This is a genomic window from Pseudomonas sp. USHLN015, from assembly GCF_037153275.1.
Classification (GTDB): Bacteria; Pseudomonadota; Gammaproteobacteria; order Pseudomonadales; family Pseudomonadaceae; genus Metapseudomonas; species Metapseudomonas tohonis.
In genome coordinates, this window is sequence record NZ_JBBCKP010000011.1 from 117,673 (window position 1) to 140,767 (window position 23,095).

The 23,095-nt window shown below is 55.0% G+C and carries 21 protein-coding genes; 14 read left to right on the plus strand and 7 right to left on the minus strand.

What is annotated here, in order from left to right:
* Positions 1-271: 271 nt before the first annotated feature.
* From WFQ67_RS22700 to WFQ67_RS22710, 3 genes are all read right to left on the minus strand, one after another.
* The gene (locus tag WFQ67_RS22700; protein ID WP_213629660.1) at positions 272-793 is read right to left on the minus strand and encodes an RES family NAD+ phosphorylase; all 522 of its coding nucleotides are present in this window, start codon (positions 791-793) and stop codon (positions 272-274) included.
* The gene (gene parS / locus WFQ67_RS22705; RefSeq protein ID WP_213629662.1) at positions 790-1,281 is read right to left on the minus strand and encodes a type II RES/Xre toxin-antitoxin system antitoxin; all 492 of its coding nucleotides are present in this window, start codon (positions 1,279-1,281) and stop codon (positions 790-792) included. Before parS ends, WFQ67_RS22700 begins: the two co-directional genes overlap by 4 nt.
* Before the next feature lie 88 nt (positions 1,282-1,369).
* Positions 1,370-2,305 carry a BRO-N domain-containing protein gene (locus WFQ67_RS22710; protein ID WP_337058281.1) on the minus strand — a complete coding sequence of 312 codons (936 nt, stop codon included), beginning with the start codon at positions 2,303-2,305 and terminating at the stop codon, positions 1,370-1,372.
* 449 nt (positions 2,306-2,754) lie between these two features.
* On the opposite strand from WFQ67_RS22710, the gene WFQ67_RS22715 reads away from it, so the two are divergent.
* From WFQ67_RS22715 to praB, 5 genes are all read left to right on the plus strand, one after another.
* A complete protein-coding gene (locus WFQ67_RS22715) occupies positions 2,755-4,362 on the plus strand; it encodes an RNA-directed DNA polymerase (protein WP_337058282.1) in 1,608 nt (535 codons plus the stop codon).
* Positions 4,359-5,108, plus strand: a complete 750-nt coding sequence (locus WFQ67_RS22720; RefSeq protein ID WP_337058283.1) for a hypothetical protein — start codon at positions 4,359-4,361, stop codon at positions 5,106-5,108. Before WFQ67_RS22715 ends, WFQ67_RS22720 begins: the two co-directional genes overlap by 4 nt.
* A gap of 83 nt (positions 5,109-5,191) precedes the next feature.
* The gene (locus tag WFQ67_RS22725) at positions 5,192-5,752 is read left to right on the plus strand and encodes a glycoside hydrolase family 19 protein (protein WP_337058284.1); all 561 of its coding nucleotides are present in this window, start codon (positions 5,192-5,194) and stop codon (positions 5,750-5,752) included.
* Positions 5,749-6,276 (plus strand): lysis system i-spanin subunit Rz, encoded by a 528-nt coding sequence (locus WFQ67_RS22730; RefSeq protein ID WP_337058285.1) that lies wholly within the window; start codon positions 5,749-5,751, stop codon positions 6,274-6,276. The genes WFQ67_RS22725 and WFQ67_RS22730 overlap by 4 nt, the downstream gene beginning before the upstream one ends.
* Before the next feature lie 304 nt (positions 6,277-6,580).
* Complete coding sequence (gene praB, locus WFQ67_RS30500) at positions 6,581-7,060, plus strand: alkane oxidation protein activator PraB (RefSeq protein ID WP_373874015.1); 480 nt, start codon at positions 6,581-6,583, stop codon at positions 7,058-7,060.
* Positions 7,061-7,095: 35 nt separating this feature from the next.
* Here the strand turns inward: praB and WFQ67_RS22740 are convergent, their stop codons facing one another.
* Positions 7,096-7,575, minus strand: a complete 480-nt coding sequence (locus WFQ67_RS22740) for a type II TA system antitoxin MqsA family protein (RefSeq protein ID WP_337058286.1) — start codon at positions 7,573-7,575, stop codon at positions 7,096-7,098.
* Complete coding sequence (locus tag WFQ67_RS22745; RefSeq protein ID WP_337058287.1) at positions 7,572-7,880, minus strand: type II toxin-antitoxin system MqsR family toxin; 309 nt, start codon at positions 7,878-7,880, stop codon at positions 7,572-7,574. Before WFQ67_RS22745 ends, WFQ67_RS22740 begins: the two co-directional genes overlap by 4 nt.
* Before the next feature lie 178 nt (positions 7,881-8,058).
* Here WFQ67_RS22745 and WFQ67_RS22750 point away from each other — a divergent pair, with 178 nt between their 5' ends.
* From WFQ67_RS22750 to WFQ67_RS22760, 3 genes are all read left to right on the plus strand, one after another.
* Complete coding sequence (locus WFQ67_RS22750) at positions 8,059-9,027, plus strand: hypothetical protein (protein ID WP_337058288.1); 969 nt, start codon at positions 8,059-8,061, stop codon at positions 9,025-9,027.
* A 141-nt stretch (positions 9,028-9,168) separates the two neighbouring features.
* Entirely contained in the window at positions 9,169-10,194 is a 1,026-nt protein-coding gene (locus tag WFQ67_RS22755; protein WP_337058289.1) for a hypothetical protein, read from the plus strand.
* A 269-nt stretch (positions 10,195-10,463) separates the two neighbouring features.
* Positions 10,464-11,015 carry a hypothetical protein gene (locus WFQ67_RS22760; protein ID WP_337058290.1) on the plus strand — a complete coding sequence of 184 codons (552 nt, stop codon included), beginning with the start codon at positions 10,464-10,466 and terminating at the stop codon, positions 11,013-11,015.
* A gap of 13 nt (positions 11,016-11,028) precedes the next feature.
* Here WFQ67_RS22760 and WFQ67_RS22765 read toward each other — a convergent pair whose 3' ends face one another.
* The gene (locus tag WFQ67_RS22765; RefSeq protein ID WP_337058291.1) at positions 11,029-11,460 is read right to left on the minus strand and encodes a hypothetical protein; all 432 of its coding nucleotides are present in this window, start codon (positions 11,458-11,460) and stop codon (positions 11,029-11,031) included.
* A 134-nt stretch (positions 11,461-11,594) separates the two neighbouring features.
* Between WFQ67_RS22765 and WFQ67_RS22770 the strand changes: the two genes are divergently transcribed.
* The 6 genes from WFQ67_RS22770 to WFQ67_RS22795 all read left to right on the plus strand — a co-directional run bounded on the left by WFQ67_RS22770 (position 11,595) and on the right by WFQ67_RS22795 (position 18,610).
* Positions 11,595-12,032 carry a LexA family protein gene (locus tag WFQ67_RS22770; protein ID WP_271105879.1) on the plus strand — a complete coding sequence of 146 codons (438 nt, stop codon included), beginning with the start codon at positions 11,595-11,597 and terminating at the stop codon, positions 12,030-12,032.
* A complete protein-coding gene (umuC, locus tag WFQ67_RS22775) occupies positions 12,029-13,300 on the plus strand; it encodes a translesion error-prone DNA polymerase V subunit UmuC (protein WP_337058292.1) in 1,272 nt (423 codons plus the stop codon). The genes WFQ67_RS22770 and umuC overlap by 4 nt, the downstream gene beginning before the upstream one ends.
* 413 nt (positions 13,301-13,713) lie before the next feature.
* Positions 13,714-14,712 carry an AAA family ATPase gene (locus WFQ67_RS22780; protein WP_337058293.1) on the plus strand — a complete coding sequence of 333 codons (999 nt, stop codon included), beginning with the start codon at positions 13,714-13,716 and terminating at the stop codon, positions 14,710-14,712.
* Positions 14,705-16,906, plus strand: coding sequence for a S8 family peptidase (locus tag WFQ67_RS22785; protein ID WP_337058294.1), 2,202 nt, complete (start codon positions 14,705-14,707; stop codon positions 16,904-16,906). The genes WFQ67_RS22780 and WFQ67_RS22785 overlap by 8 nt, the downstream gene beginning before the upstream one ends.
* Positions 16,907-17,523: 617 nt before the next feature.
* Complete coding sequence (locus WFQ67_RS22790) at positions 17,524-18,339, plus strand: abortive infection family protein (RefSeq protein WP_337058295.1); 816 nt, start codon at positions 17,524-17,526, stop codon at positions 18,337-18,339.
* Positions 18,340-18,364: 25 nt separating this feature from the next.
* The gene (locus tag WFQ67_RS22795; RefSeq protein ID WP_337058296.1) at positions 18,365-18,610 is read left to right on the plus strand and encodes a hypothetical protein; all 246 of its coding nucleotides are present in this window, start codon (positions 18,365-18,367) and stop codon (positions 18,608-18,610) included.
* A gap of 351 nt (positions 18,611-18,961) precedes the next feature.
* On the opposite strand, the gene WFQ67_RS22800 is transcribed toward WFQ67_RS22795, so the two are convergent.
* Positions 18,962-22,663 carry a hypothetical protein gene (locus tag WFQ67_RS22800; RefSeq protein WP_337058297.1) on the minus strand — a complete coding sequence of 1,234 codons (3,702 nt, stop codon included), beginning with the start codon at positions 22,661-22,663 and terminating at the stop codon, positions 18,962-18,964.
* Between the last annotated feature and the right edge of the window lie 432 nt (positions 22,664-23,095).

Below are 23,095 nucleotides of genomic sequence, written 5' to 3' on the forward strand. Positions count from 1 at the left end.
CGAAACCCGACGAACGGTAGCTTTTTAACCCCTTGCATGTTCGAAAGAGTGACATAGCGTACGTATCGCAATTCAATTACGAGTGAGCGATACCTCAATGAAAGTACGTGTTAACCACACCCTTGGCGCCGTCGTCCTCTACCTTCTGGTCAATGGCTTCGATGTTCATCTCTCGTTTCGTCCAACTCAAGGTGCAGTAGCGCTGCTTGCTCACACGACGAAGCTCTAGCCCGTGCGGTGTGAGGCAAGCGAGCGGTCTGCCGAATATGATTCAGCCTTGCGTCGTCTCGTGAGGCCGCATCATCGGCGGGTTCAGTCGCGTATCCAGCCCGAACCTCTCCTGGCACACCACCTCATACAGCCCCTTCGCCAGCAGCGGATTGATCAACAGGTTCCAGCTGTGACGCGAAACGGAGGAGGGGATCAGCACAAAAGGGTGCTTCGCCAATAGCTCATCACCAAAGCGTTGCTGGCCGCCGCTTGGGATGCCGGGCACCAGCCAGTTCGAATTCGGAACGCTGTCCCCATCCACCCGGTGGATTGCGGAAGGTTCTGTTATCCGAGCACCGGTCAGGACGTGTGGCACGGTATCCAGTGCTTTGAAACCCTTGTGCACGGCGACCTCAAGAATCGCCGTTGCCGGGTCCAGGCTGCTGTAAACCGCTTTCACTCCCTTTGAGTTCCAGCGGCCGCCGACCAGCTCGGCTCCGATCCCGCTGTCCCAGGTACCTGCGTGCTGTGCAGCGTCCAATCGCCAGAAGTGAATCTCACCGCTCCCTGGTGTCGTGATCACTGATAGACCCCGTGTTCCAGGCGAGTGAGGAACTCATCCACCAGCTCGAACCCGATCGGGTTGGTAAGCAGGTCAACCGGCTTGTGGCCGTCCAACCCCATCACCGGCTGCGACATCCAGCGTTCGGCCTCGTCGCTGCTACCGAATACCAGCGTTGCTTTCTCCAGCACTTGGGCGAAGCGCACCGCTCGGGCGCTTTGGTCAGGATTCAGGGGCTCGTCCGGGTTCTTCAGCCGGCGGTGCAGGGTGCGCTCAGACAGGCCGAAGATCTTGATGAGTATCTGCTCGTCCTTCAGCAGCGAGACCGAAGACACGAAGGTGATCACGTCCGAAAGCGGGATGCCTTTCTCGGTCAGCTTGTAGATGGAAACGCGGTCATCGAAGCGAGCACGGCCCCGGAGCAGGATTTCCGAAGTGCTGTCCTTGCCATGCTTCAGCGACTTGGGGGCACGCTTGCCCTGCGGCTCGGCGGATGCGGTAGTGCTCATATTGCAAGCTCCTGTTTTGACACTTGGCTACCAGTGTACTGCCAAATGGCGAAGAATGGGGCGAAATGGTTCGCCCCACTTCTAGGGGCTACCGACGTGGGTTGCGATCCAGCCTCGGTTTGCATGCCGTCCGCACTACTCGGTTGCGCAAGTCTCTGGCACTGCGAGCCGTGCGCTCGATCCATGTATCCAGGGCCTCCATATGAGCCTTCATCGCATGAAGCTCCAACTCGCAGGCTTCCACCTCATAGCCCTCTTGTGACAGCCGATACAGCAACTGCCCTATGGGCGATTTGCTGTCCATGCCGTAGAGGCCGGTAATGGGAATCTGGATCTCGGTCACCGGGTAATGCCGCACGCTCTCGAAGCCTCTCGTGCTCTCGTCGATCCACTTGTCGAGGCTGTAGTTGATCTCCAGCCGGCCCACCACCTTCTCGGGCTCCGCAATCAGCAACTCGCCCTCCAGAGGCAGCCGCGCAATCAGGCTGATCGCCTCGGTGAACTGCGTCGGTTCGATCTCCTTGTAGGTGCAACCGAATTTGGTCTTGAGAGCGGACCAGCACTTGATCGTTGCTTTGGCTCGAAATTCCTCTGGCAATGATTCGGCGCGGGCCTTCACCAGCGCTTTCACCGCATCCTGCTGGTCGTGGGTCAGAATCTGCTTGGGCCTTGAAGAGTGAGGCGCCTCAGCCACTCCTTCCAGCACATCGAGCACCCAGTGGCGAAACTCCTTGGCGACCTTGGTGCGGGCGAACATGGCGAGGAGGTGGGCGCCGCGGAGGGAGAAGATACGAATCTCTCGTAGCTGACCTGCACCTCCGTTTCGGAGGTGCAGGTCTGGAAGCTTAACGAGATCCGTCATGCCCGTGCCGAACTCATCTGAGTGCGCCTCAAACAGCTTCCAGATCGCATGGTCCGGCTTGGCATAGCCTAGCGCCTTACCAACTTCGACCCCTCTCAGCCAAGGCTGGCCGTCGCGATCGATGATTTCGAACTGAGTGTCGTGGAAGCGGATTCCTTTCATTTTGATGATCCTCTGGAGTGCTGATCTCCTTTCCCGAGGCCAAGCGGGGGGCGGAGCCGTACGGGTTGGCCTACCGGTCAGAGGGAACCGATCACTCCTTCGAGTGCCCGCACGGTCCACCCATTACTCGGATGACTCCATGCGCCGGACACAAAAACCGCCTTTGCAGCGGTATGTCCGCCCCTGACGTTCTGGGAGGCCAATCCCAGGTCGCAATGTCTACCGCGACAGCAGCACCGTATTCGGCGTCGTGAACAGGGGCAATTGGAGCTAATCCCATTCGATTGTAAGACCGTTCTGGAAGTAGCGCTGATCAAGCTTATGAGGCGATGAGCCTCGCTATGAGTAACGGTGCGTAGTGGCAACTGGCCCATTTCTTATCTATTGCGCTAATCTGCAAGAAATCTGATTGGAACAGTGAGCCAGCAAGAGGGGCGGTTGGAATGTTAATGGAGAAGCATTTTGGTCGAGCAATAGATGATATCGTTGAGCATGGCGATAATGACACTTTACCTTTCGACGTAGATGTTAGCTTTATCCGAGAGGCAAGAGAGCGCCTTATAGATATCTCAAGAAAGCTTTCAAAAAACCTTGAAGATAATGGCAAGGATTACGCTAGAAAGAAGTTCGGGGAGATTCAGTTTTTCTCAGAGAGACTTCTTGCTCCTGCCGGCCCAGCCGGCTTTAGAGTGATTACGAAGATTCATCCCTTCTGGAATTTATATTTTAATGCCTTAGGGGTTGCTATCGCTGAAAGGCATGAGCCTTTGAGGAATGATCGAGCTCACTCCTATCGATTTGTCCCTGATGGTGCGGGTCTATTTGATGCTGCATATACTTGGAAGTATTTCAGGGAGTGCACCTTGCGGGACTCTGACGAGGCTCCGAATAATGCGGTAGTAATTCAAACAGATGTCTCAAGCTTCTATGAGCATATATATCATCATCGGGTGCAGAATTTTATCGATGAGCTTTTTCCTGATTCGCCAACAATGTCTGTTCAAGTTGATCGGATGCTTAGCGCGTTTTCCGCAGGGCGCTCTTTCGGCCTGCCTGTAGGTGGACAATGCTCAAGAGTTCTGGCCGAGTTACTAATGGCTCAGATTGACAGGAGGCTAAATGATGAGGGGCTGAGATGGAGGCGATATGTAGATGATTTCGTGATTATTTCTGATGATCAGAACTCTGCTTACCGTGATCTGGCCGTGCTCTCTCATGCTTTGGCTGATTACGGGCTGTCACTGAATAAGACTAAGACTAGTTTTCTAAGAGTTAATCATTACAAGGACTATATAAGGGCTCAGCTGGGTGGGGAGGACGATCAATCCCAGCGGTTGCGTGAGATAGACCTAAGGTTCGATCCATACTCAGATACAGCAGAGGAAGATTATGAAGAGCTGAAAGGAGTGGTTCAGCAGCTTGATATTATAAGACTAATTGATGGTGAGTTAGAGAAATCTCAACCTGATAATTTTGTAGTCGCTCAAATAAGTCGGACATTGAGGCTGCTTGCTCCTGAGGTGGCAATGAATGCCTGTGTTGCTTTGCTTGCTGAGACTAATCTGCATGCGTTTAGGGCGTCATTTTCTAAGATTATGCGCGGTATTGCTGCTCTTCGGGATGATCCCAAATACTTGGCTGTGTATCCCCAGATTGATGCTTCACTCGATTCTGTTTCTCGTCACTCTCTACATCTACTATCAGTGGATACTAATTGCCTTCACTACCTGAGAGCTTTGAAGTTTAAGCGCACTGATATACGCGCTAGGTACGTTGCTTCTGTATATGCGGAGGCACGAACAGAAACGATAAAGCGTGCTTGTATTGACTGTTGGCGTAATTGGAAGGATCGAGATAGGTTTATTCAAGTGCGTGCCAACTGGAATGCTTTGGGTAGAGAAGAGCAGAGAATGATGTGGTTGGCTGCGGCAGAGTTTGGTGACGATGGCGTTTTCATGCGTCGTCAGGTTAGGGGAGGAGTGCTTAATGCATGGGCGCTAGGGGATAGTGACGAATTCGCAAAAGCATATCTTCGCTGGTCTGAAGGTGTTGTATGAAGGGAAAACTAGTTGGCCGCGACCCAAGAACTGTAGCAAGAGAGATCTCAGGGGTCTTTGAGAAAGTGTTCCCGTATCTGATTCCCGGAATAGTTGCGAATATCAATAGGCTGAGTATGCCTGTTCCCGGGCTTCAACTAGTACCTCCTCAGTTGATGTTAGAAAGTCGTTTACAGAAAGCTATGCTATTTGAAGTGGCTATGGTTGTCGCAGAGTCGCGCCTTAAAGGTGAGGTTTTCCCAGGATGGGATCAGATGCTTGTTAGAGCTACCAATAAGCAGCGGTTTTTCTATGATGCCGATTTGCCCTTGACTTTGTCGGAGCCTGACAGGAAGGTCGCGACAATGGTTGCGGAAGGACTTGTGCATTCGCTTAATTATTATGCAGTCTTAAAGGGGGTGGATTTCGGGGGGTTAAAGATCTCCCCTAAAATCCCAGGTTTTAACTGGATCGCATCTGGAGTTGGGGACTTCTCTTTGGGGGACAGTCTGATTGAGGTTAAGTGCTCGGGTAAAAATTTCTCGTCAGCGGATTATCGCCAAGTTCTGATGTATTGGATTCTTAGCTATTTATATGCGCTTGAGACAGGTGCAGAGTATTGGCGCGTTTGTGTGATTATCAATCCGCGGTTGAATCGGATGTTGGAAATTGATTTTGATGACTTGCTAGGGTTCATGTCTCCTTGGGGGTCGAAAATAGAGTTGTTAGAAGCATTTCGCGCCTCTATTGATATATCTCCTGACTAGTGCCCGGTCTTCTATGCCGAGCCCGCTATTCGTTTTGTAGTTTAGCCCGCCTCGGCGGGTTTTTTCTTGTCTGGAGAAAATGAATGTTTCTAACTGAGCAGCGCCTGCTGCAGATCCTCCCCAACGCCCGCCATGCTGCGGGCGTTTTTGTTTCTCACCTCAATACGGCCGCTGAGCGTTGGCGTATCAACACGCCCCAGCGCTTGGCCGCCTTCCTTGCCCAGGTCGGCCATGAGTCGGGCCAGTTGCGTTTCACCCGCGAGATCTGGGGGCCGACCCCGGCTCAGGAGCGCTATGACGTGCGGGTAGATCTGGGCAATACGCCGGAGCGGGATGGCGACGGCAAGAAGTATCGGGGCAGGGGGCTGATTCAGATAACCGGGGCAGCCAACTACCTGCGCTGCAGCCTGGCGCTGTTCGGTGACAAGCGCTTGCTGGCCGAGCCCGAGCTGCTGGAGCAACCCGAGCACGCTGCGCAGTCGGCGGGCTGGTTCTGGTGGGATGCCGGGCTCAACGAGCTGGCGGACCGGGACGAGTTCACCCGCATCACCCGCCGCATCAACGGCGGCCTCAATGGTCTGGAGGATCGCCAGCGAATCTGGCGCCGCGCCCGCGAGGTGTTGATGGCGAAGGAGGGCGCATGAGGCTGTTCAGCCCTAGCGTAGTCATCGCCCTTTTGCTGGTGCTGCTCTCCGGCTGGGCCGGTTGGCAAGCCCAGGGCTACCGACTCGGTGAGCGACATGCACTCGACCTCGCCGGCCGGGACAAGCTGCACGCCAATGCCCTCGACGAAATCGCTCGCGCGGCTGAAGCCAGCAAAAGGGTAGAGCAGGGCAAGCGTCTTGCCCTGGAGCAGCAGCTGCAAAGCCAAGATACCCTTCATCACGGGAGACTTATCCATGCCCAGCAAGAAGCTGCTCGCCTGCGTGACCGGATCGCTACTGCTGATCTGCGGCTGTCAGTCCTTCTCGACGCAAGCTCTGCCGGCAGCAACTGTGGAGTGCCTGCCTCCACCATCGCCGGCAGCCTGGTTCATGCAGCCCCGCGAGCCGAACTTGACCCAGCGCATGCTCAACGAATTCTCGCCATCGTCGGTGACGGCGACCAAGGACTGATAGCTCTGGAAGCTTGCCAGAAGTACGTAATGCAGATATCTGGGCAGCGATAGCCCCATTGGATACCGAATTGGTAGGCCAAGTACACGACTTCGGCACACGCCAGACATTATCCATACCGCGGTAGCACACATACCCGCCACGCAGCTACGCGTTAATGGTGGATGTGAGTTCTTTTCCCACAGCAGCCAGTGCTTTGTCGTGTCGTCACTTGGTTCCTCCCGCCTTTGGATCGGCAGCTGTCTTTTGCCTACGAACTAGCTTTTCAAAGCCAATCGCAAGCAGCCTGAATGACGTTATTTCGTCCTCTCAAGCAGGCCACTGCATGGCTTCTTTAATCACAAGCAGGGAAGAATCATGAACGTGAAGATAAGAGCACTTATATTTTTCGTACTGTCGGCAATTTCATTCAATGCATTGGCGTTGACCATCACTCCTACCAATCTGGCATTCAGCGCCAAGGGTGTGCTGGTCATAAAGGCGGGGCTGCTGCCAGCCGTGACGTGCAATGTGGAGTTCATCGGCGTGACCAATAGCAACAACACCGCAACGATCAATTCGGTCAGCGTAACGGGAAGCGGATTGTGTGCATCCGTCACTGCATCGGGACTACCATGGACCTGGACGGCTACGAGCCTCACCAATGCCACGATCTCAGGGGTCAAGTTCTCAGTTGCAGGCACCACCTGCAGCAGCAGCCCTGTGACGTTGAACGCCGTTTGGTTGAATGCGGCGAACACGCTGATCATCAACCCTAACCAGCCTGTCGGCAGCTGCGTAATCCAGACCTTGAGCCTAACGCCCAATCCCCCGTTGGTAGTCGTGCCCGTTCCCTGAACCAGGAATGAGAAAGGCGCCTCACGGCGCCTTTCTCAATACTCCAACCGGGCCTTGCCCTTCTCCGCCACCAGGTGGTCGAGCTTCACCGCCCCCTCCGCGGCTATCTGCTCCACCTGCTGGATCAGGCTCGGGTTGCGGTCCAGCAGCGTCAGCAGCACCCATAGGGCACGAGGCGGTTCCACCTCCGCTCGCTCGTAGCGCGAGAAGGCGTTGTGCCCGCCGCCGGCGATGGCCACCATCTGCTTTTGCGTCCGGTTCAGGCGCTTGCGCATGCGCTTCATTTCTTCTGCCACCGCCTGGCGCGCGTCCTCGATCAGCTCATCGCCCGCCTTCGCATAGCGCAGGGCGCTGTCCGTATCGAACTCCACCTCGTCGCACTCACTGCATGCCCACCCGGCCAGGCCGGGCACCGTGCGTTTCAGGTCCTGGTAGCTCACCTCGAGGGCGCGCCCCTCGAAGCGCGCCATGCCCTGTGGTGCACCGCAGCACAGGCATTCACGTTTCATCTTCATGTCCGCTCCTTGAAGGAGATTACCGGCGGCCCCTCGGGGCGGCAGGTCACCTTCACATACAGCTCGATTCCGCAGTCCGTGGTGGGGTGGTACACGTCCTGCCACAGCCGGCTATCGGCATAGGTGGTCATCGACTTGTAGAACACCCGGCGGCTCAGCCCCTGGACGATCGCCAGCATCTCCGCACTGGTCAGCCCCAGCGCCCTGCCGCCATCCAGCGCGGAGCGCGTGAAGGCCGCCACCCCGAGCCGCGCCACATCGACCTTGACCACCTCCAGGTCGTAGTGAGGCTTGCGCTTTTCCATCCAACCCTCGACTCGATAAAAATTACCCTTAAAGGGTAATTTCATCAACCTGGATTGGCTGTCGGCTGGAGGTAGGAGAAGGCAGCGAGCGGATGTAGGCACCCATTCCAGCGACACGGCGGCATCTCTATACTGCTGGCCGCCCCACTCGGGCTATCCACCGCATCAAGGACGAACGATGGTTGTCTTCTACTGGCTGGTAATGGGCTACGTGATTGCGCCCGTTTTGCTGGGTCTGCTCTGCCGCACACTGATCAGACACCACCTCGTGCCAGATCTCATCAACCGTGTACCTGCTCGTGTCAGAGCCCTAGACGCCAAGGTACTGCTCGCCGGGGGGATCGTCTTCTTCCTGGGCGTGATGGGCATCATGGCCGGGCATAAGGCCAGCGGGGGCGATGCTCCTTTCTGGCTACTGATCATTGCGCCGCTGGCTATGTACGTGTGCACGGCGCGCCTGTTCTACCTTCGCTTCCAAAAGCTCATCGTCAAATACTCAGCCACCCGAATAGCCAAACTGCTTTTCGCGCTGCTGGTATTCATCGCCGTATGGCTGTCCAACGTCTATACCGATAGCGTTTTCCTCAACTACACACGCATTGCCCCATCCGACCTTCCTGCAGCCAAGACTGGAGTGCTGGCTATCGTGACGGTCTTTGTGTGGGTCACGTTGATAAGCCTGCTAACACTGATTCCCTACTTTTTGATGGCGGTTACCATGTGGGCAATGGCACCCAAGAAAGTGTCCGCCGAAGCGGTGTTGTGCTTGAGCCCGAGCACGCACCAGACTCCACAGCCCCCTCCACTTTCTGTCACTCTCATCCTTTTCGCTGGCCTGGCCTTCAGCAGCGTCAGCCCCCTTAACCTGGTGGACTACACAAGCAGAAACCCGGCTTTCGAGCCATTCGTACGCAAGCTCATTGCATTCGCCTCGTTTCACTTGAAAGACAGCCAATGTGCCGGCGATCAACCCACAGGCAGCGTATTTGCCCCTCTCGGTTACGAGCGACTGGCGATCGCAATTCCTGACGAAGAAAAGGGATACCTGTTCAAGACCTTCAAGTGCCCAAACGGCGATGCGGCAAAGGTCCGCGAGAGGAAGCCGAAGGTCACCGTACCCTTGGAGTTTGATCAGCAAGCGCTGTAGATGAGTTGTAGCGAGCAGCAGAAAGCCTACTGCCCGATATGAATATGAAGTAACTCTTTAGCTTGGTAGGCCTACTCAAGTAGAGGGGGCCAAACATCAATAACAATTGGCTTTCTCCCCACTCATACAGAAGGTAAGTTCATGGAAGAATACCAAAAACTGGTTTTTTGCATCTTGTCCGCTCCTGTCATCTCTTTTCTCATCACTTTCCTCATACAACGCACCCGCAATGAAAAACTATCCATATTCAGCTTTCAGCCCGAATACGGGTTGACCGCCCAAGGGCCTTTCGTCTTTTGGGTTTCCATTCCAGTAATCTATTTTTTTGTATTTGGCTTTCTAGGCTGGCGTGGCCATCACGTCTCGCTGACCTCTGACGGGTTTAGACATTTCCTCACCATAAGCACCTTGCCTCTAGCACTTTTGTCTATATCCATTCCTCTGGCAGCCTTGATATCCCGCCTACACGGCACCAAGCAGACAGCCGTTCAGATTCGCAACACGGGTACGCAAATTGATCTCACAAGAAACAAAAACAATATCGATGCCTTCTACGCGCACAGAAAAGCTCTGATCGACTACTTCGACTACATTGATGAAGCGACATACCCAGGCGAAGTAGTTGGAAAATTCAAGGCGCACCCGAGGCTCCACATCAAATTCTTCTTATCGGAGCAACCAGGCGCAGGCATTCCTCCAGTTAACCCGCACCGCTTCAAGCGATGCATTCTACGACTGAAAGTCTCAAGAGAGCGAATACATCGGCTTATCAACTACCGAACCTTCTCTGATGTCTCAGCTAAGGCCGCCGCCGCACACAACTATTCAAAGTTATGCTTAAACTTAAATAAAATTGCCGAAATTCTTGTTTTACCTGAAATATATAAAGACCTTAAAGGGTCCAGTCTGAAAATAGAGACAACCTTGGAAAATAAAGTCATTCAGCTTCATGCACTTGGAGACAGCCTATCCCATGCTATAGGTAGCTATCGATATTGCAGGTCTTTCATGCGTGTCCTCTGTGAGTTCTCTGGATACCCAGTAGATTTCTTCGCACACGGACGAACCATCGTTGACAAGGGTGACAACTACAAGGGGAAGGATATAGATCCCGTGGGCTCCTTGATATCAACACTTAAGATTTACGAGAAGCACAAGAAAAGCTGAGCAGCCATTCAGGCGTAGCGACCTTCGCTGCTACGGCCTCAAGGGCCCAGGTACTCCACCCTCCCACTTTCAGGTGGGAGGGTGGAGTCGTCCCTAGAAAAGGAGACTCTCTCTGTCCTGCCCTTGCACATAAATCCTGAATGAAAAGCCCCGCCTACACGGGGCTTTTTGTTGTACCACCAACCGGCCCACATCCACTGGATGGACGATTGGCACAGAGCCGCTAAACTCTCACAGGCATTACGTAACACCCACGGAAGGAGACAGCCATGCCGGAGAGCGACGTTCAACGCGACACAGAAAACCATCAACTCAAAAAGCAGACATTCATTAAGAATGTCAGCAACACGCCTATCTCTCTAATCTTCCCCAATAACTCCTTTCGTAGGCACTTTTTATTGACTGCCAAGAAAGGAACCGCAACCTCAAAGATGGAAAATCGGGCAACAAAGCGCATCATGATAAGCGGACCTGGAAGAGGCAGCTTTACAAGCACAGAGGACAAAGAGAAGATCAAGCTCTGGAAGAAGCGTTACACGGACGGCAGCAACTCAAACACAGTAATCAATCTCGAAATCATTGATTTCGATACGGCACTTACAACCATTGCCATAGCTGCTGTTACAGCGAACATAGGCATTGGTAGCTCAAGCAATGTAACGGTTCAATTTCCCAAAGCCTGCGTATGCACGGTTAATGCAACGATTACATCAACCCCTTCAGTAACACTGGCACATCAGCCCGAACAGCAAAGCATCAAGATAACCATTAAAAGAGCGACCGCAACGTCATTTGAACTTGGGCATGCCGTTGCCGTTTAACGGAAATCCCAGATCACCGATCCGTGAGCAACGGCCACCGATCATGAATCCAGCTGTACTCCTCAGGCGGATCGGTGGTCACCACATACACCCGCCGATCCTCTCCCTCGCCAATCACCACGCACTCCAGGGCCTGGCCCTCAGGCACATCGAACCAGTATGACGGCCGGTTCTTCTCGCCCTTGTGGCCTTCCTTCTCCATGAATCGCTGTACCAGGCCGAAGGCGCGGCGGGGCTGGTACTTCGCCCAGCCGCCGGCCTGCACGGTGCTGAGCCTGGCCCAGCCGCCCTGGGGGCCGGTGCCGGGCTGGCCTTCGCGGCGGCCCCAGCCGATCCAGTCGATCTGGCTGCCGCCATCGAGCTGCACCGGAATCGCTGCTTTGGGGTTGGGGAAGTAGATCTTCCACACCTTGTCCGCCTCTCTGGCTTCAACGCCGCCGCACATACGCGCCTCCGGTTTTGGGTGTCAGGCTTCAGCGTAGGACAGGCTGACGGCCTTCCTCCCGTCGGCTGACGGATTGACCGATCAGGGAACCTGAAAAATACTGTATCTATATCCAGTATTCGCGAGTGTGTGAGATGTCGCTTTCGATCCTTGCCCGGGGCCAGCGCCTGCGGGAACGCCTGCTAGCCGAGGCCGCTGATCTACGGATCACCGGCTTTCAATCCCCTGCCGAAGACGAGAAGGAGGAGGGCCTTTCCCTCGACCGCCTCACCGGTCTGGGTGCGCCGCACATCTGGGGCGTGCGGGTGCTGGATGGCTCGCTAGAGGGCTTCGGCGTCTTCCAGGGCGACCGCCTTATCGTCAACCGCGCGGCCAGCCATGTGGATGACCGGCTCGTGGTGGTGGACCTGGGCGGGGAGGGTTACCGGGTGCGCCTGGTGGTGAAGGACATGTTCGGCGGCCGCTGGCTGCGCGCCGCCGAGACGCACGTCCATGACATCCAGCTCGACGGCGACGAGCCCATCGAGATCTGGGGCGTGGTGACCTGGGTGGTCAGCCACGTGGCCCCATGAGCGGCCAGCGGATCTTCGCCCTCATCGACTGCAACTCCTTCTATTGCAGCTGCGAACGCATCGGCCAGCCGGAGCTCAAGCGCCGGCCGGTGGTTGTGCTTTCCAACAACGACGGCTGTGTCATCGCCCGTTCCGCCGAGGCCAAGGAGCTGGGCATCGCCATGGGCGCGCCGTTCTACCAGGTGCGCGAGCAGATGCGCCGCAGCGGCGTGGTGGCGCGCTCGAGCAACTACACGCTGTACGCCGACATCAGCAACCGGGTGATGCGGGTGATGGCCGAGATGCTGCCCGGCATCGAGGTCTACTCCATAGACGAAGCCTGGGGCGACATGACCGGCATCGCCGACCTCGAGGCGCATGGTCGCGCCATCCGCCAGCGCCTGGCGCGCGAGATCGGCATGCCCGTGGGCATCGGCATCAGCACCACCAAGACCCTGGCCAAGCTCGCCAACTGGGCGGCGAAAAAGTGGAAAGCCACCGGCGGCGTGCTCGATCTCACCGACCCGGCCCGCCAGGAGCGGCTGCTGCGCCTGGCCCCCATCAGCGAGGTATGGGGCATTGGCCACCGCTCGGCGGCGAAGCTGGCCGCGCTGCGCATCAACAGCGCCTGGGAGCTGGCGAACTTCGACATCGGCACCCTGCGCAAGACCTTCGGCGTCACCATGGAGCGCACCGCGCGCGAGCTGCTCGGCGTGAGCTGCATCGGTTTCACCCAGGGCCCGCCGCCGAAGGAGGCCATCTGCTCGAGCAAGATGTTCGGCGTGCGCCAGACCGAGCTAGCACCGATCCGCGAAGCCCTGGCCGCCTATGTGAGCCGCGCCGCCGAGAAACTGCGCGCCCAAGGTTCGCTATGCCAGACGATTCAGGTAGGCCTGCAGACGCAGCTCGCCGAAAGGGAAGGGCCGCGCTTCTGCGAAACCATCACCCTGGCATTGCCCGCGCCCACCAACGACACGCGAGAGATTCTCGCGCTCGCGCAGCGCGGGCTCGGTGAGATTTATCGACCCGGTTACCGCTTCTCGAAGTGCTCCATCCTGCTGATGGACCTGTGCCAGCCCGGGGAGGTGACGCCGGACCTGTTTGCGCCGCAGCCACGGCGTGGGGCGGAACGGCTGATGGAGGTGGTGGACCAGATCAACCAGCGGGAGGGGCGCGGCACGTTGCATATTGGGCGGGTGCCGGCTGCACCGGCCTGGGCGATGCGGCGGGACATGTTGAGCCCGCGTTATACAACACGCTGGGAGGAAGTAATTGGGGTTCGTGGGTGAGTGAAGGGGTCTTTGAGCTCCTTCCGTTAGGATCTGAAGCTCCGGTCATGATTGGCTGTTTTCGGCCGGTAGCGGCCTCTCTGCAAGGGCCGTATCAGCCCGAAAGCGTACGCCCGAAGAAGGCTTCTATCGCTTCCAAGTGAACATTCAGTTGGCAATGCATAGGTATCGACGAGGTTTAGTGTGTGCGAGTTGCTCTGCGAGCTTGTTGCAACCGCGACCCTTCTCTCAAGAGAATGGAAAGGATGGTAAATTTATGGTAATTTTTCAGTCGGTTAACTTACCATACCGAAAAAAGCTCATAATTACCGGGGTTTATAGTGGTAACGATATCTGATAAAGACCTCGAATCGCTTTACCGGCAAGGGATTCGAGGCAATGCGGCAGCCTTTGCTCTCATAGGTCGCCAGATCGTGAGCAAGCTTAAAAAGACTCAGCCAGTTCTTGCCTCCCGCCTGGCCGAGCTACTCGCTACCGACAGCGGAACGCGAGGTGCACCTCGCATAGCCACGCCAGTAGATTCGGACTCTCGCCATAGCCTTTTAAAAGAGGGAGCAGGCGTTCTACTTGAGTTCGAGCCCAAGTGGGAAAGTGCCATCGAGCAACAGCTGCTTGAAATTATTCAAGAGCGACAAAGTCAAAATGAGCTCCTAACAGCAGGACTTGAGCCTATACGCTCCATGATTTTTACCGGCCCGCCAGGCGTCGGTAAAACACTGGCGGCACATTGGATCGCCAGCAAACTCAATCTCCCCATTTTCACTCTCGACCTCGCGTCAGTGATGTCGAGCTTGCTTGGCAAGACGGGGACGAACATCAAAGCGGTAATCGAGCATGCCAAGACCATTCCCTGCATTCTGTTCTTGGATGAATTCGATGCGATTGCCAAAAGGCGAGATGATGAAAAAGACGTTGGTGAGCTCAAGCGGCTGGTTAACGTTCTGCTCCAGGCCATCGACGAGTGGCCTTCAACGTCAGTCCTGATAGCCGCTACAAACCACCCGGCCATGCTAGACCCGGCGGCTTGGAGGAGGTTTGAAGCAACGATTCGCTTTGAGAACCCCCCTGTCCAACTGATTGAGAGGCTTCTAACTGATGCACAGGTGTCTCCCAAAATTGCTCAACAGTTGGCTGCCCATCTGCTGGGATGTTCGTATTCAGACATCAACAGAATCGTTCTTACTGCCAAGAAAAGGGCTGTTCTGGATCAGCGATCAATCAATGGCACTATTATTGATATCTCTCTCAAAAATCTCGCCTCTAGCGAGTCGGCGCACAGCACCAGAGACATGAAGATCGTCCAGCTCTCTTTGCAAGGTTTATCTCAGCGAAAAATCGCTAGCGAGCTGAGCGTATCCCACCCCACTGTTGGAAAGGTATTAAAGGAATTCAAGGAGAGTACCAATGCCTGAGCGGAATCTGCTTCTAGGGAAGGGCGAGGCGCTGACAACAGCGCAAACTATCAAGCGCGGCTCAGGGCCAAAGAAATTCCCTTACACTATTGAGGAGGTCCGCTCCGAAATCTCTGCTTCTCTTGAGCAGGTTCAGCACTCTCTTTCCGCCCTTCCGAAATCAGCCAAGCCGCGCGGGGAGGGTGTGTTTGAGCTAACTCTACATCCCGCTTTTTTGGGTAGATCCTATTTTCCCAAAAATATTCTCAAAAAAGCCGGGCTTCGTGACGTCGGGAGCAAAGAGACATCGATTATTCCAAGGAGGGTTACGGATATTCGCGACGCCGGGAAGACCCAGGCTACCGCCACCCTCTTCATTGCCGGAACTGAAAGCGCTGTAGCCAACCTGCGTAGCCTACTCAGAGCAAGCTCCATCCCCAGTACGCTGGAGAAAGAGTTAAAGGAAATTGAGTCAGTTCGCTGGATTAACAACGAAAGCAAAATTAGGGGTCAGCTTCCACAAGATGACGGAACACACGCCTTTGAGGTCGCTCTGCATGCTGGGGCCGATGAGGAAGACATCGTTGCATCTTTCGCCGAATTTGTGAGAGCTCACTCAGGCAAAGCCGATCTTAAGCGGAGAATTAAGGTTGGAGGGCTCACCTTCATACCAGTCTATGCGTCCTCCGAGGCTATGGTAGCGATTGCCAGTCATACCTTCCTGCGGGTAGCGAGGCCTATGCCGGAGCTCCGCGTCGCGCATCCCTCCATGGCTCGCTCTACATTACTTAACTACAGCACGACGCTGCCCAACCAAGCTGCTATCGCTCCAGACAGAGCTGTAGCGATCTTTGATGGCGGCCTAGGCACAACGGATTTGTCCAGATGGGCGACCGAGTACTATTACGAAGATACAGACGAGACAAATGGCCAACTGCTTATGCATGGTAACGAAGTCACGTCGACCTTTCTTTTTGGCAGGCTCGGTTCTAAAGCTGATGAGCTCAAACGCCCCTATATGAATGTTCATCACTACCGCGTGCTGTCGCCTATCTCTGGCCGAGATCCCGACCTTTTCGACGTGCTGATCAAGATTAGGGATGCGCTGGATTCTGGTGAATACAAGTTTGCCAACCTGAGCCTTGGCCCTCGTATGCAGATCAATGATGAAGAGGTGCATGCCTGGACCGCAACGCTTGACCAGGTTTGCTCGCGCCACGGCATTCTGGCTACTGTCGCGGTTGGTAATGATGGTGAAGTAGACGGAGCTAACAGGATTCAACCACCAGGGGACATGGTGAATGCGCTGGCGATAGGAGCTGCAGACACCAGCTGCGCCAGATGGAAACGAGCTGAATACAGCTGTATTGGCCCCGGAAGAAGCCCTGGCTACGTAAAGCCCGACGGAATTGCCTTTGGTGGCTCTGACTCCGAACCCTTCAAGGTATTCAACCCTCTTCTCGGAAGCGCCGTAGGTGTTCAGGGGACCAGCTATTCAGCTCCGCTGACGCTGAGGACCGCAGCGGGAATTGCCAGTTCGACGTCCTATGAGATGACTGCTATCGCTCTCAAGGCTTTACTCATTCACCATGCCGAGTACAAACGCAAGATCAGCCGCAACGAAATTGGCTGGGGTCGGTTCCAAGAGGATGCACTTGCTCTTCTTGAGTGCGAGGACGGCTGTGCAACCATTATTTTTCAGGGTCAGTTGGAAAAGGGGCAATATCTCCGCTGTCCTATTCCCTTCCCAGATATTCCAATTACGAGCAAAGCGAAGATTAAAGCCACATTTTGCATCCAGGCACATACCGACCCAGAGCACACTATCAACTACACGCGCTCTGGGATGGGGGTGGTTTTTCGCCCAAAGGCTGGTGCTGGCATCGAAACAAGCAAAGACTTCTTTGGTCGCGGCTCCCAGTACAAAATGACTGAAAGGCAGTATCGGGATGATGCGCACAAGTGGGAAACTTGTTTGCATCGGGACAGGAGTTTTGACGGCGAGGACTCCCTGATTGGTCCGGTCTTCGATATCGAGTATCACGCACGCGAGAGCAGCCGTGGCGTTCCACCAAGCTCGGCGCCGGACGTCAACTACGCGCTGATTATTAGCGTTCAGGCTGACGAGATTCCTGATATCTATAACTTAATCAGGCAGAAGTATCAGGTGCTTCAACCTGTCGAAGTGACATTGGAAAACACAATTACAATCTGAAAGCTGTGATGCCCATGTGTTGGTGCTAATTTTCAGTTAAATTAATAAAATGGCTTGATAAAAGGGTAAAATTGCAGGTCTCTGGCGAGACCTAGCTAAGGTGAATTTGTGAAGCGGCTGGTGCTTATCTTTATGCTCAGCTAAATAGATCGAGGTAAATATGGAGGTGGATCGGGAACGGCTCGAACTTGTGGCGTCCGCCTGTCGTCGAGGTCTCCTGAAGTTGTCCTGTAATAACGGCTCCGTCTTTCATGGGTTTCCCAGGGCTGCATGCGGACCTGCTTCCGATATACTTGGGCGACTTCTGAAAGAAGAGTTTGGCTACGATGGTGTCTACGTTTGCGGGCAATATCATCCCTATTTGGGGCAAGGGCAATCTCATGCTTGGTTTGAGGTGGGCGAGTCCCTAATTGACATAACCCATGATCAGTTTGAAGGAACCGGTCTCAGCGGTTGGGTATTCGAGCGCGGGAATGAATGGCATGCCCTATTTAACGAAAGACACCCGCGGAAAGGTTTCTGTATGCCATCAGACTGGCCTTGCTATCCGCACGATGGGTATCAAGCCGCAATGGTAGAGCTCAAAAAGGTTCCTCTGAGAGGGTAGGGGAGGCGCAATGGCCGAGATCGGTGCGTTCGAGCGGCGCAAGCTCGAAAAGCTGTTAGGTATGGGAAATGGCTATGTTCTGGACTTCTCGGATCGCACCTATGCGGAGTTCTTCATCGACTTTAGGGTCGATATCGATGCGCCCCAGTTTCGGATTGGGGGATACTCCAAGGCCAAGAGGATGCGGACCTTCTGGGAAATCGATTCGAACCACACGGTTGGCAAGGTGCTTGAAGGGCTCATTGCCTATGGCGTGCAGAGTGACAGCCTGGGCGACAGCAACCCGCTGCTTGTCGATGACTGTCGTAAGATCGTACAGCGCTTACTCAGCGACGGGCCGGTCACCGATCTGGATGCTCTGACCGCCATTGCAGATGAGCGTGACTTCGAAGTGGTGGCTCAACATGTACGCGAGGCAATCGAGAGGAACCAGCCCGAGGGCGGGCTTGATCGCCTACACACCTTCGTCAACAAGTTCATGCGGGTCACCTGTGAGCTGCATGGCATCACGATTAGCCGTGACAAACCTCTGCACAGTGTCTTCGGCGAGTATGTGAAAGCCCTGCGCGGAAGCGGCCATCTTGAGTCAGTCATGACTGATCGTATACTCAGATCCTCTATTTCTGTGCTCGAAGCCTTCAATGATGTGAGGAACAACAAGAGTTTAGCCCATGACAATCCCATTCTAAACTACGATGAGAGCTTGCTCGTATTTAATCATGTGGCCTCATCCATCCGATTCATCAAGTCACTTGAAGCACGGATCAAGACGAAGAGTCTTCAACAAGCTACAGTGCCAGCTTGGGATGACTCAATACCGTTTTAGGAACATCACATAGGAAAGTGAGTTCATGGCAGACAACAGCCTCAAAGTTAGCGGACTGGCCCGGTTCGCTAGGAATCTGGAGAATTTCTCCAAGACTAGCCCTGAAGATGCGATGTACCACCGCTTTCACGGAATCTTGGAAGGCCAAATCGTCACACTGCAATGCTGCGGGGTGATAACGAGTCAGGGAGCAGTCAAACTGCATGAGCAGATGTTAGAGGTGATCCGCATCAAACGCGATACTGCGCAGCAGTCTGCAATATCCAAATAGAGAACTGTATCCAATTTTTCAAATGCGCTATGGCTGCTCTTGGCCAATTTCTGTCCGTTGTCACCTGCAGCAATCGGCTAGAAGCTGTCATTTGAGTGATTCGTCCGATGAGCAGCGAAACCGCGGCAGTGATCACCTGCTCTATCCCTTGGCAGGTGGTCACATGCTCAATGAACGACGTTCTTTCTAGATAATCTGGTTGAAACCGTTGTTTGGCTGAGCGGTAACAGACGTACTGTCGAGCTATATCCTGCAGCGAGTGATAACCGATAAAGCAATCCGCTATAGCTGGGATTTATCAGGAACAAATAACTGGCTCTTGATCAATCCTGGCAAAGCGCAGACCGCGGATCAATGACGCAGCGCTTCCTGCGCGGCCATCGTGTCTGCACGTTCAGCATCTTCCCGCCACGACTGCGCAATAAGCTCGAGCATTGCGTGGGTACGTACGAAGTCCAACGACGCCTGCGCCCATTCTTGTGCTTGTTGAGCCAAGCATCGCTCTTGGTCACCACCCTCTCCGAACGCTTTGCAGAACACGCCTCGCATGTTGACCCTTTCAATGCGAATTCCAAGTTCTACATGCGATGAAGCGATCTCCTCGATGGCATGCCGAACGGCTTCGTGTGGCCAGGCTCCATCCGTAGGGCTCATTGGCGCGTGCGCCAGTACTTGGCCTATCAGTTGATCGGTGATGTCTTGACGATTCTGTTCCGCTGCCAGGCATCGGAGCTCAAGACACCACGCCAGCAAGGCATCCTGATTAATCTCTTGATCCGTCTGACCTGGTAGGGACTTCAAGCTTTTCAGCAATTGATACGCATTAGTGGCACGGCTCTTCTGCAATTCTGAGGCCTCTGCCGGCTCTGCTCCCTTGGCCCTGAAAACCAGACATACCAGTTGCATGAAGAAGCTCGGCTGCTCAAGCAGCATTCGATGCAAAGCTTTGGGGTCATGGCGCAGCATGGGTAGGTAGGCAAACTCCAGGCTCGCTATTTGTTCCAGCGTCATGTCCGGTCGCTCGGCCAACTCCCCGATTACCTTTTCAATGTCAAAGAAACCTGTGGCCAGTCGAGCACCAGCCTTGGCGTTCTGCTCTGCAACGCCTTCCATCAACAGCGACACGACTTCTTCTGTCGGAATTTCACCGAGTCTACGAGATGCGGCGCTCAAGGCGGCAACAGGACGTCCCACCTCTCGGTATTTTCCCACTGCATAGAGCAGCTCATCGGTGCTCACTTCGAGGGGGTATGGTGATTTTTCAGACCAGTAAGCTCGCGCTACTTCATCGCCGAAGGATTCGACGTACAACCATGTTTGCCTATCCTCTGGGATACCCTCGATCACCCTCGCTACACAATCAGAAGGCAGGCTACTGCCCCGAAGCGCCGAACGCGCCTCCTCTTTCCACCTCTCCTCGAAGCGTACGATCCCATCCGCCATAACTGCTCCAGCTGCGAGCTCGCGCTCCTGCACGGCACTCGCGAGCAGGCCTGTAAACAACGCAATGCGCTCGTCATAGGACAGCTCAAGACGCAACGCGGAGTAAATTACGAAGTGCGAAATCTTAGCGCGTCCTGCCAACTGCAGGACGCCCTGAACGCCTAGCGTCTCATGCACCGCCTTCATAGCCTGCAAGCGGGCGTTTTCAACGAGCTGGACAAAATCGGCACCCTCGTCATCCAAGCCGTCTACAGGGGGCGTCCAGTCATCGAACAACCAAGTATGCTTTTCAACAGGCGTATCGGGTGCGTACAGGTCGATCAGCGGCATCAAGCGTTCAATCCGCTCCGTGGACATCGCCCAATTTGCGCTCGAATACTTCTGGTGATGCTTGACCTGCACGTTCAAGGCCTTCCAAATTTGCGTTCGATTATCAGCGTCGGCGACGCTCAACACCTCACCGAGCCGCTCGACGGCAGACTCGAATGAATCCAGCTGGAAACTTTGGAATGAATTAATTAAGGTCATCCAGCGCTCTGGCAGCGAACCTGCAGACTCGATCGCAAGCGCAAGGATCTTAGCCTCGCTCTCCCAGACCAAACCATAAGTCAGGGTTTCACTGTGATCCTGCCCATACTCCCGAAATTTCGGCTTTTCGGTTGGTGAGCTGGTATCCCCTAAACTGGGAAGCAAGCTAGAGAGGAGCGGCCAAGCAATGCTCGGAACAGTATTCACGGTGGATTGCAAGACGGCCAACCGACGCTTCGTCCTCACAGAAGTGCCCGGTGCCCAAGAGAGGAAGATGGCGCGTAGGCTGTTGATGGGGCGGTTACTTAACTTGCCGCCAGGGTCGATCGCCGCAAGCTTGGCAAGGCACAGCACTGCCCGCTCAAAGTAGCTGGCATCCCAAGCGATCACTTCCAGCGCCCACAATAGCCCGCAGTGGTATGTGACAGGCGTCAGCATTCCAGGGTGCTCGTCGAAAATGGGCAATATGCTCGGCGAGGCGCCCTCAAGCTGGCGCTCGAGGGCCTCAAGAAAAGGGCCGGGAGATGCCTCTGCAAGTAGCACGAGATTCTGGCCCAGACTGGCCATCAACGTAGAGTCGCTCGACAGACCAGGAATCGATCTGACCAAGTCGTCTACAAAGGATTGCGGATTACCACCGGCCACTGTGAAACCCGCATGTCGATGCAGGACGGCCATGTGTAGCAGCGTTGTCATCAGCCCGTTTCTGAGCTGTTCGCTATGAGAATTATCCTGGCCGTTCTTGCTGCGAAGCACGAAGGGTTCGTCTGCAGTGGGAGGTTTATGCGACGCTACAGCGGTCTGGAAAACGGCGAGCAAAGCCGCTCTAAACTGTTCAAGGTGCCGGCGCCCAACCCGGTGGGCAAGGTGCAGAAATGCATCAACCGGGGCTTTTGTGGCCCACAAATTCTCAACGCGCTCGATGGGCGAATCCTGCATGACTAGGAATCTAAGCAGTTCGTCCTCGGTCTCGTCATAAGGTTTCTGGCTGAGCGAGCTGAGGATTTGTTGATCATGTTCAATATCGCAGACCCATGCACCCGCCAGCATCGCAGGTATCAGTGCGTCAGCATCGCCGACCCACTTGGGCAATTCGGCGGTACCACTTGGCTTCTGTCGAGCCAAGACCGCCAGACTGCGACCACAGCTACGAGCAGCGTCATACCCTTCGCTTTCAGACATGCCCATGCCGGTGAACGCTTTGCCAAGCTGAGTACTGGTGGGGCGTGCCAGCTCAACATGATCGTTCTTTTTGTCCTCTGCTCCGGCGCTTATTACTGTTGGTCCCGAAGCCTTCAGAATACCAACACAGCTGCGCGCGGCTAGTCGGGGCAAGTAAATGAGACTGCTCGTGTTAACTAGGTGTCGAGCGGCTTCCTCCGTCTCAACGATCAAGGTCCGTGCTTCCAGCGGCTTGCGCACTAGCTCAGGTGCTTTGCGGATAGCAGCGACCGTAAAGGCGATCACCTCATCTGTAGTGTCTGCGGCAAATGCCAATCGCCCACGTCCCTGTGTCAGATCTCGAAGCAAGTCCTCTGCCTGGGATTCGCGTCCAGCAAGCAGAACATCTTCGACTAGGGCAGGATCGAAACGGCGGGAAAAGGACTCCCAGAATTCATCCGTGCTGAGCACGCCGTGTTGGGGGGCCCGCTTGAATGCATGCCGTGCCCACCGCGAGGCAACAGCCGGGCTTTGTGCCAGCCAATCCTCTAGTAGCGGGCCATCAAGGTAGACGACGTGCTTCCACTCACCTAGCTTGTTTTTTTCATCAAGCCAGTCCTCAACTTTTATCTGTGGCGTGTCCCAGGTCCTGGGCGAAATGATGACTAAGGTGCACTCAGCACGATCCTCAGGAGTGACCTCTTTGGTGCGCTTACTATAATCACCTTCGGCCTTGGTTTTACCGGCACCGTTGGTTCCGAACTCCCAAATCGACTTTCCGTCGGGTACGAACGGGGATGTTGCATCGACGTCGAGATAGCCATCGAAGCCTCGAACTTGCCCCATGTCGCCGTGCAGAAAACGAAGCCGGCGCACCTTGGAGGCGGAGGCCCAGATGAGGTCAGCCACCAGTTCGGGCACTTTATCTCTTCCTTGGAGTGTGTCGGCCCACTGCCCTAGTTCAAGCGCACTAATCCACTTCAATATTTTTCTCCTTTCACATGGCGCAGCGGTGGTGGTCGAGACGGCATGCCCCCTGGCAGAAGCGACTCTAACGCACGCCAGAATGAAACTGCTAGGCACTCAGCATGGCTACACAGCGGCTTGTGCCATGCATCGGTAGGTAAGTCTCCAATGGAATAGGTGGAAAAGAGGGCGTGTGTATTTATCGATCAGACTGGCAGCTTCTGGCCGAAATCTGACCGCCAGTTCGTCGATCAACGCAACAGACCATTGCTACAAATTTGCCACATGCTTGAAGGTGTTGGAGCTAGAGCGCTCGAGTCTATTGGGCTTTCATCGGCAATCCGTCCAATCCATCATCGGCGCAACGGAGAAGCGGCGGGACAGCGC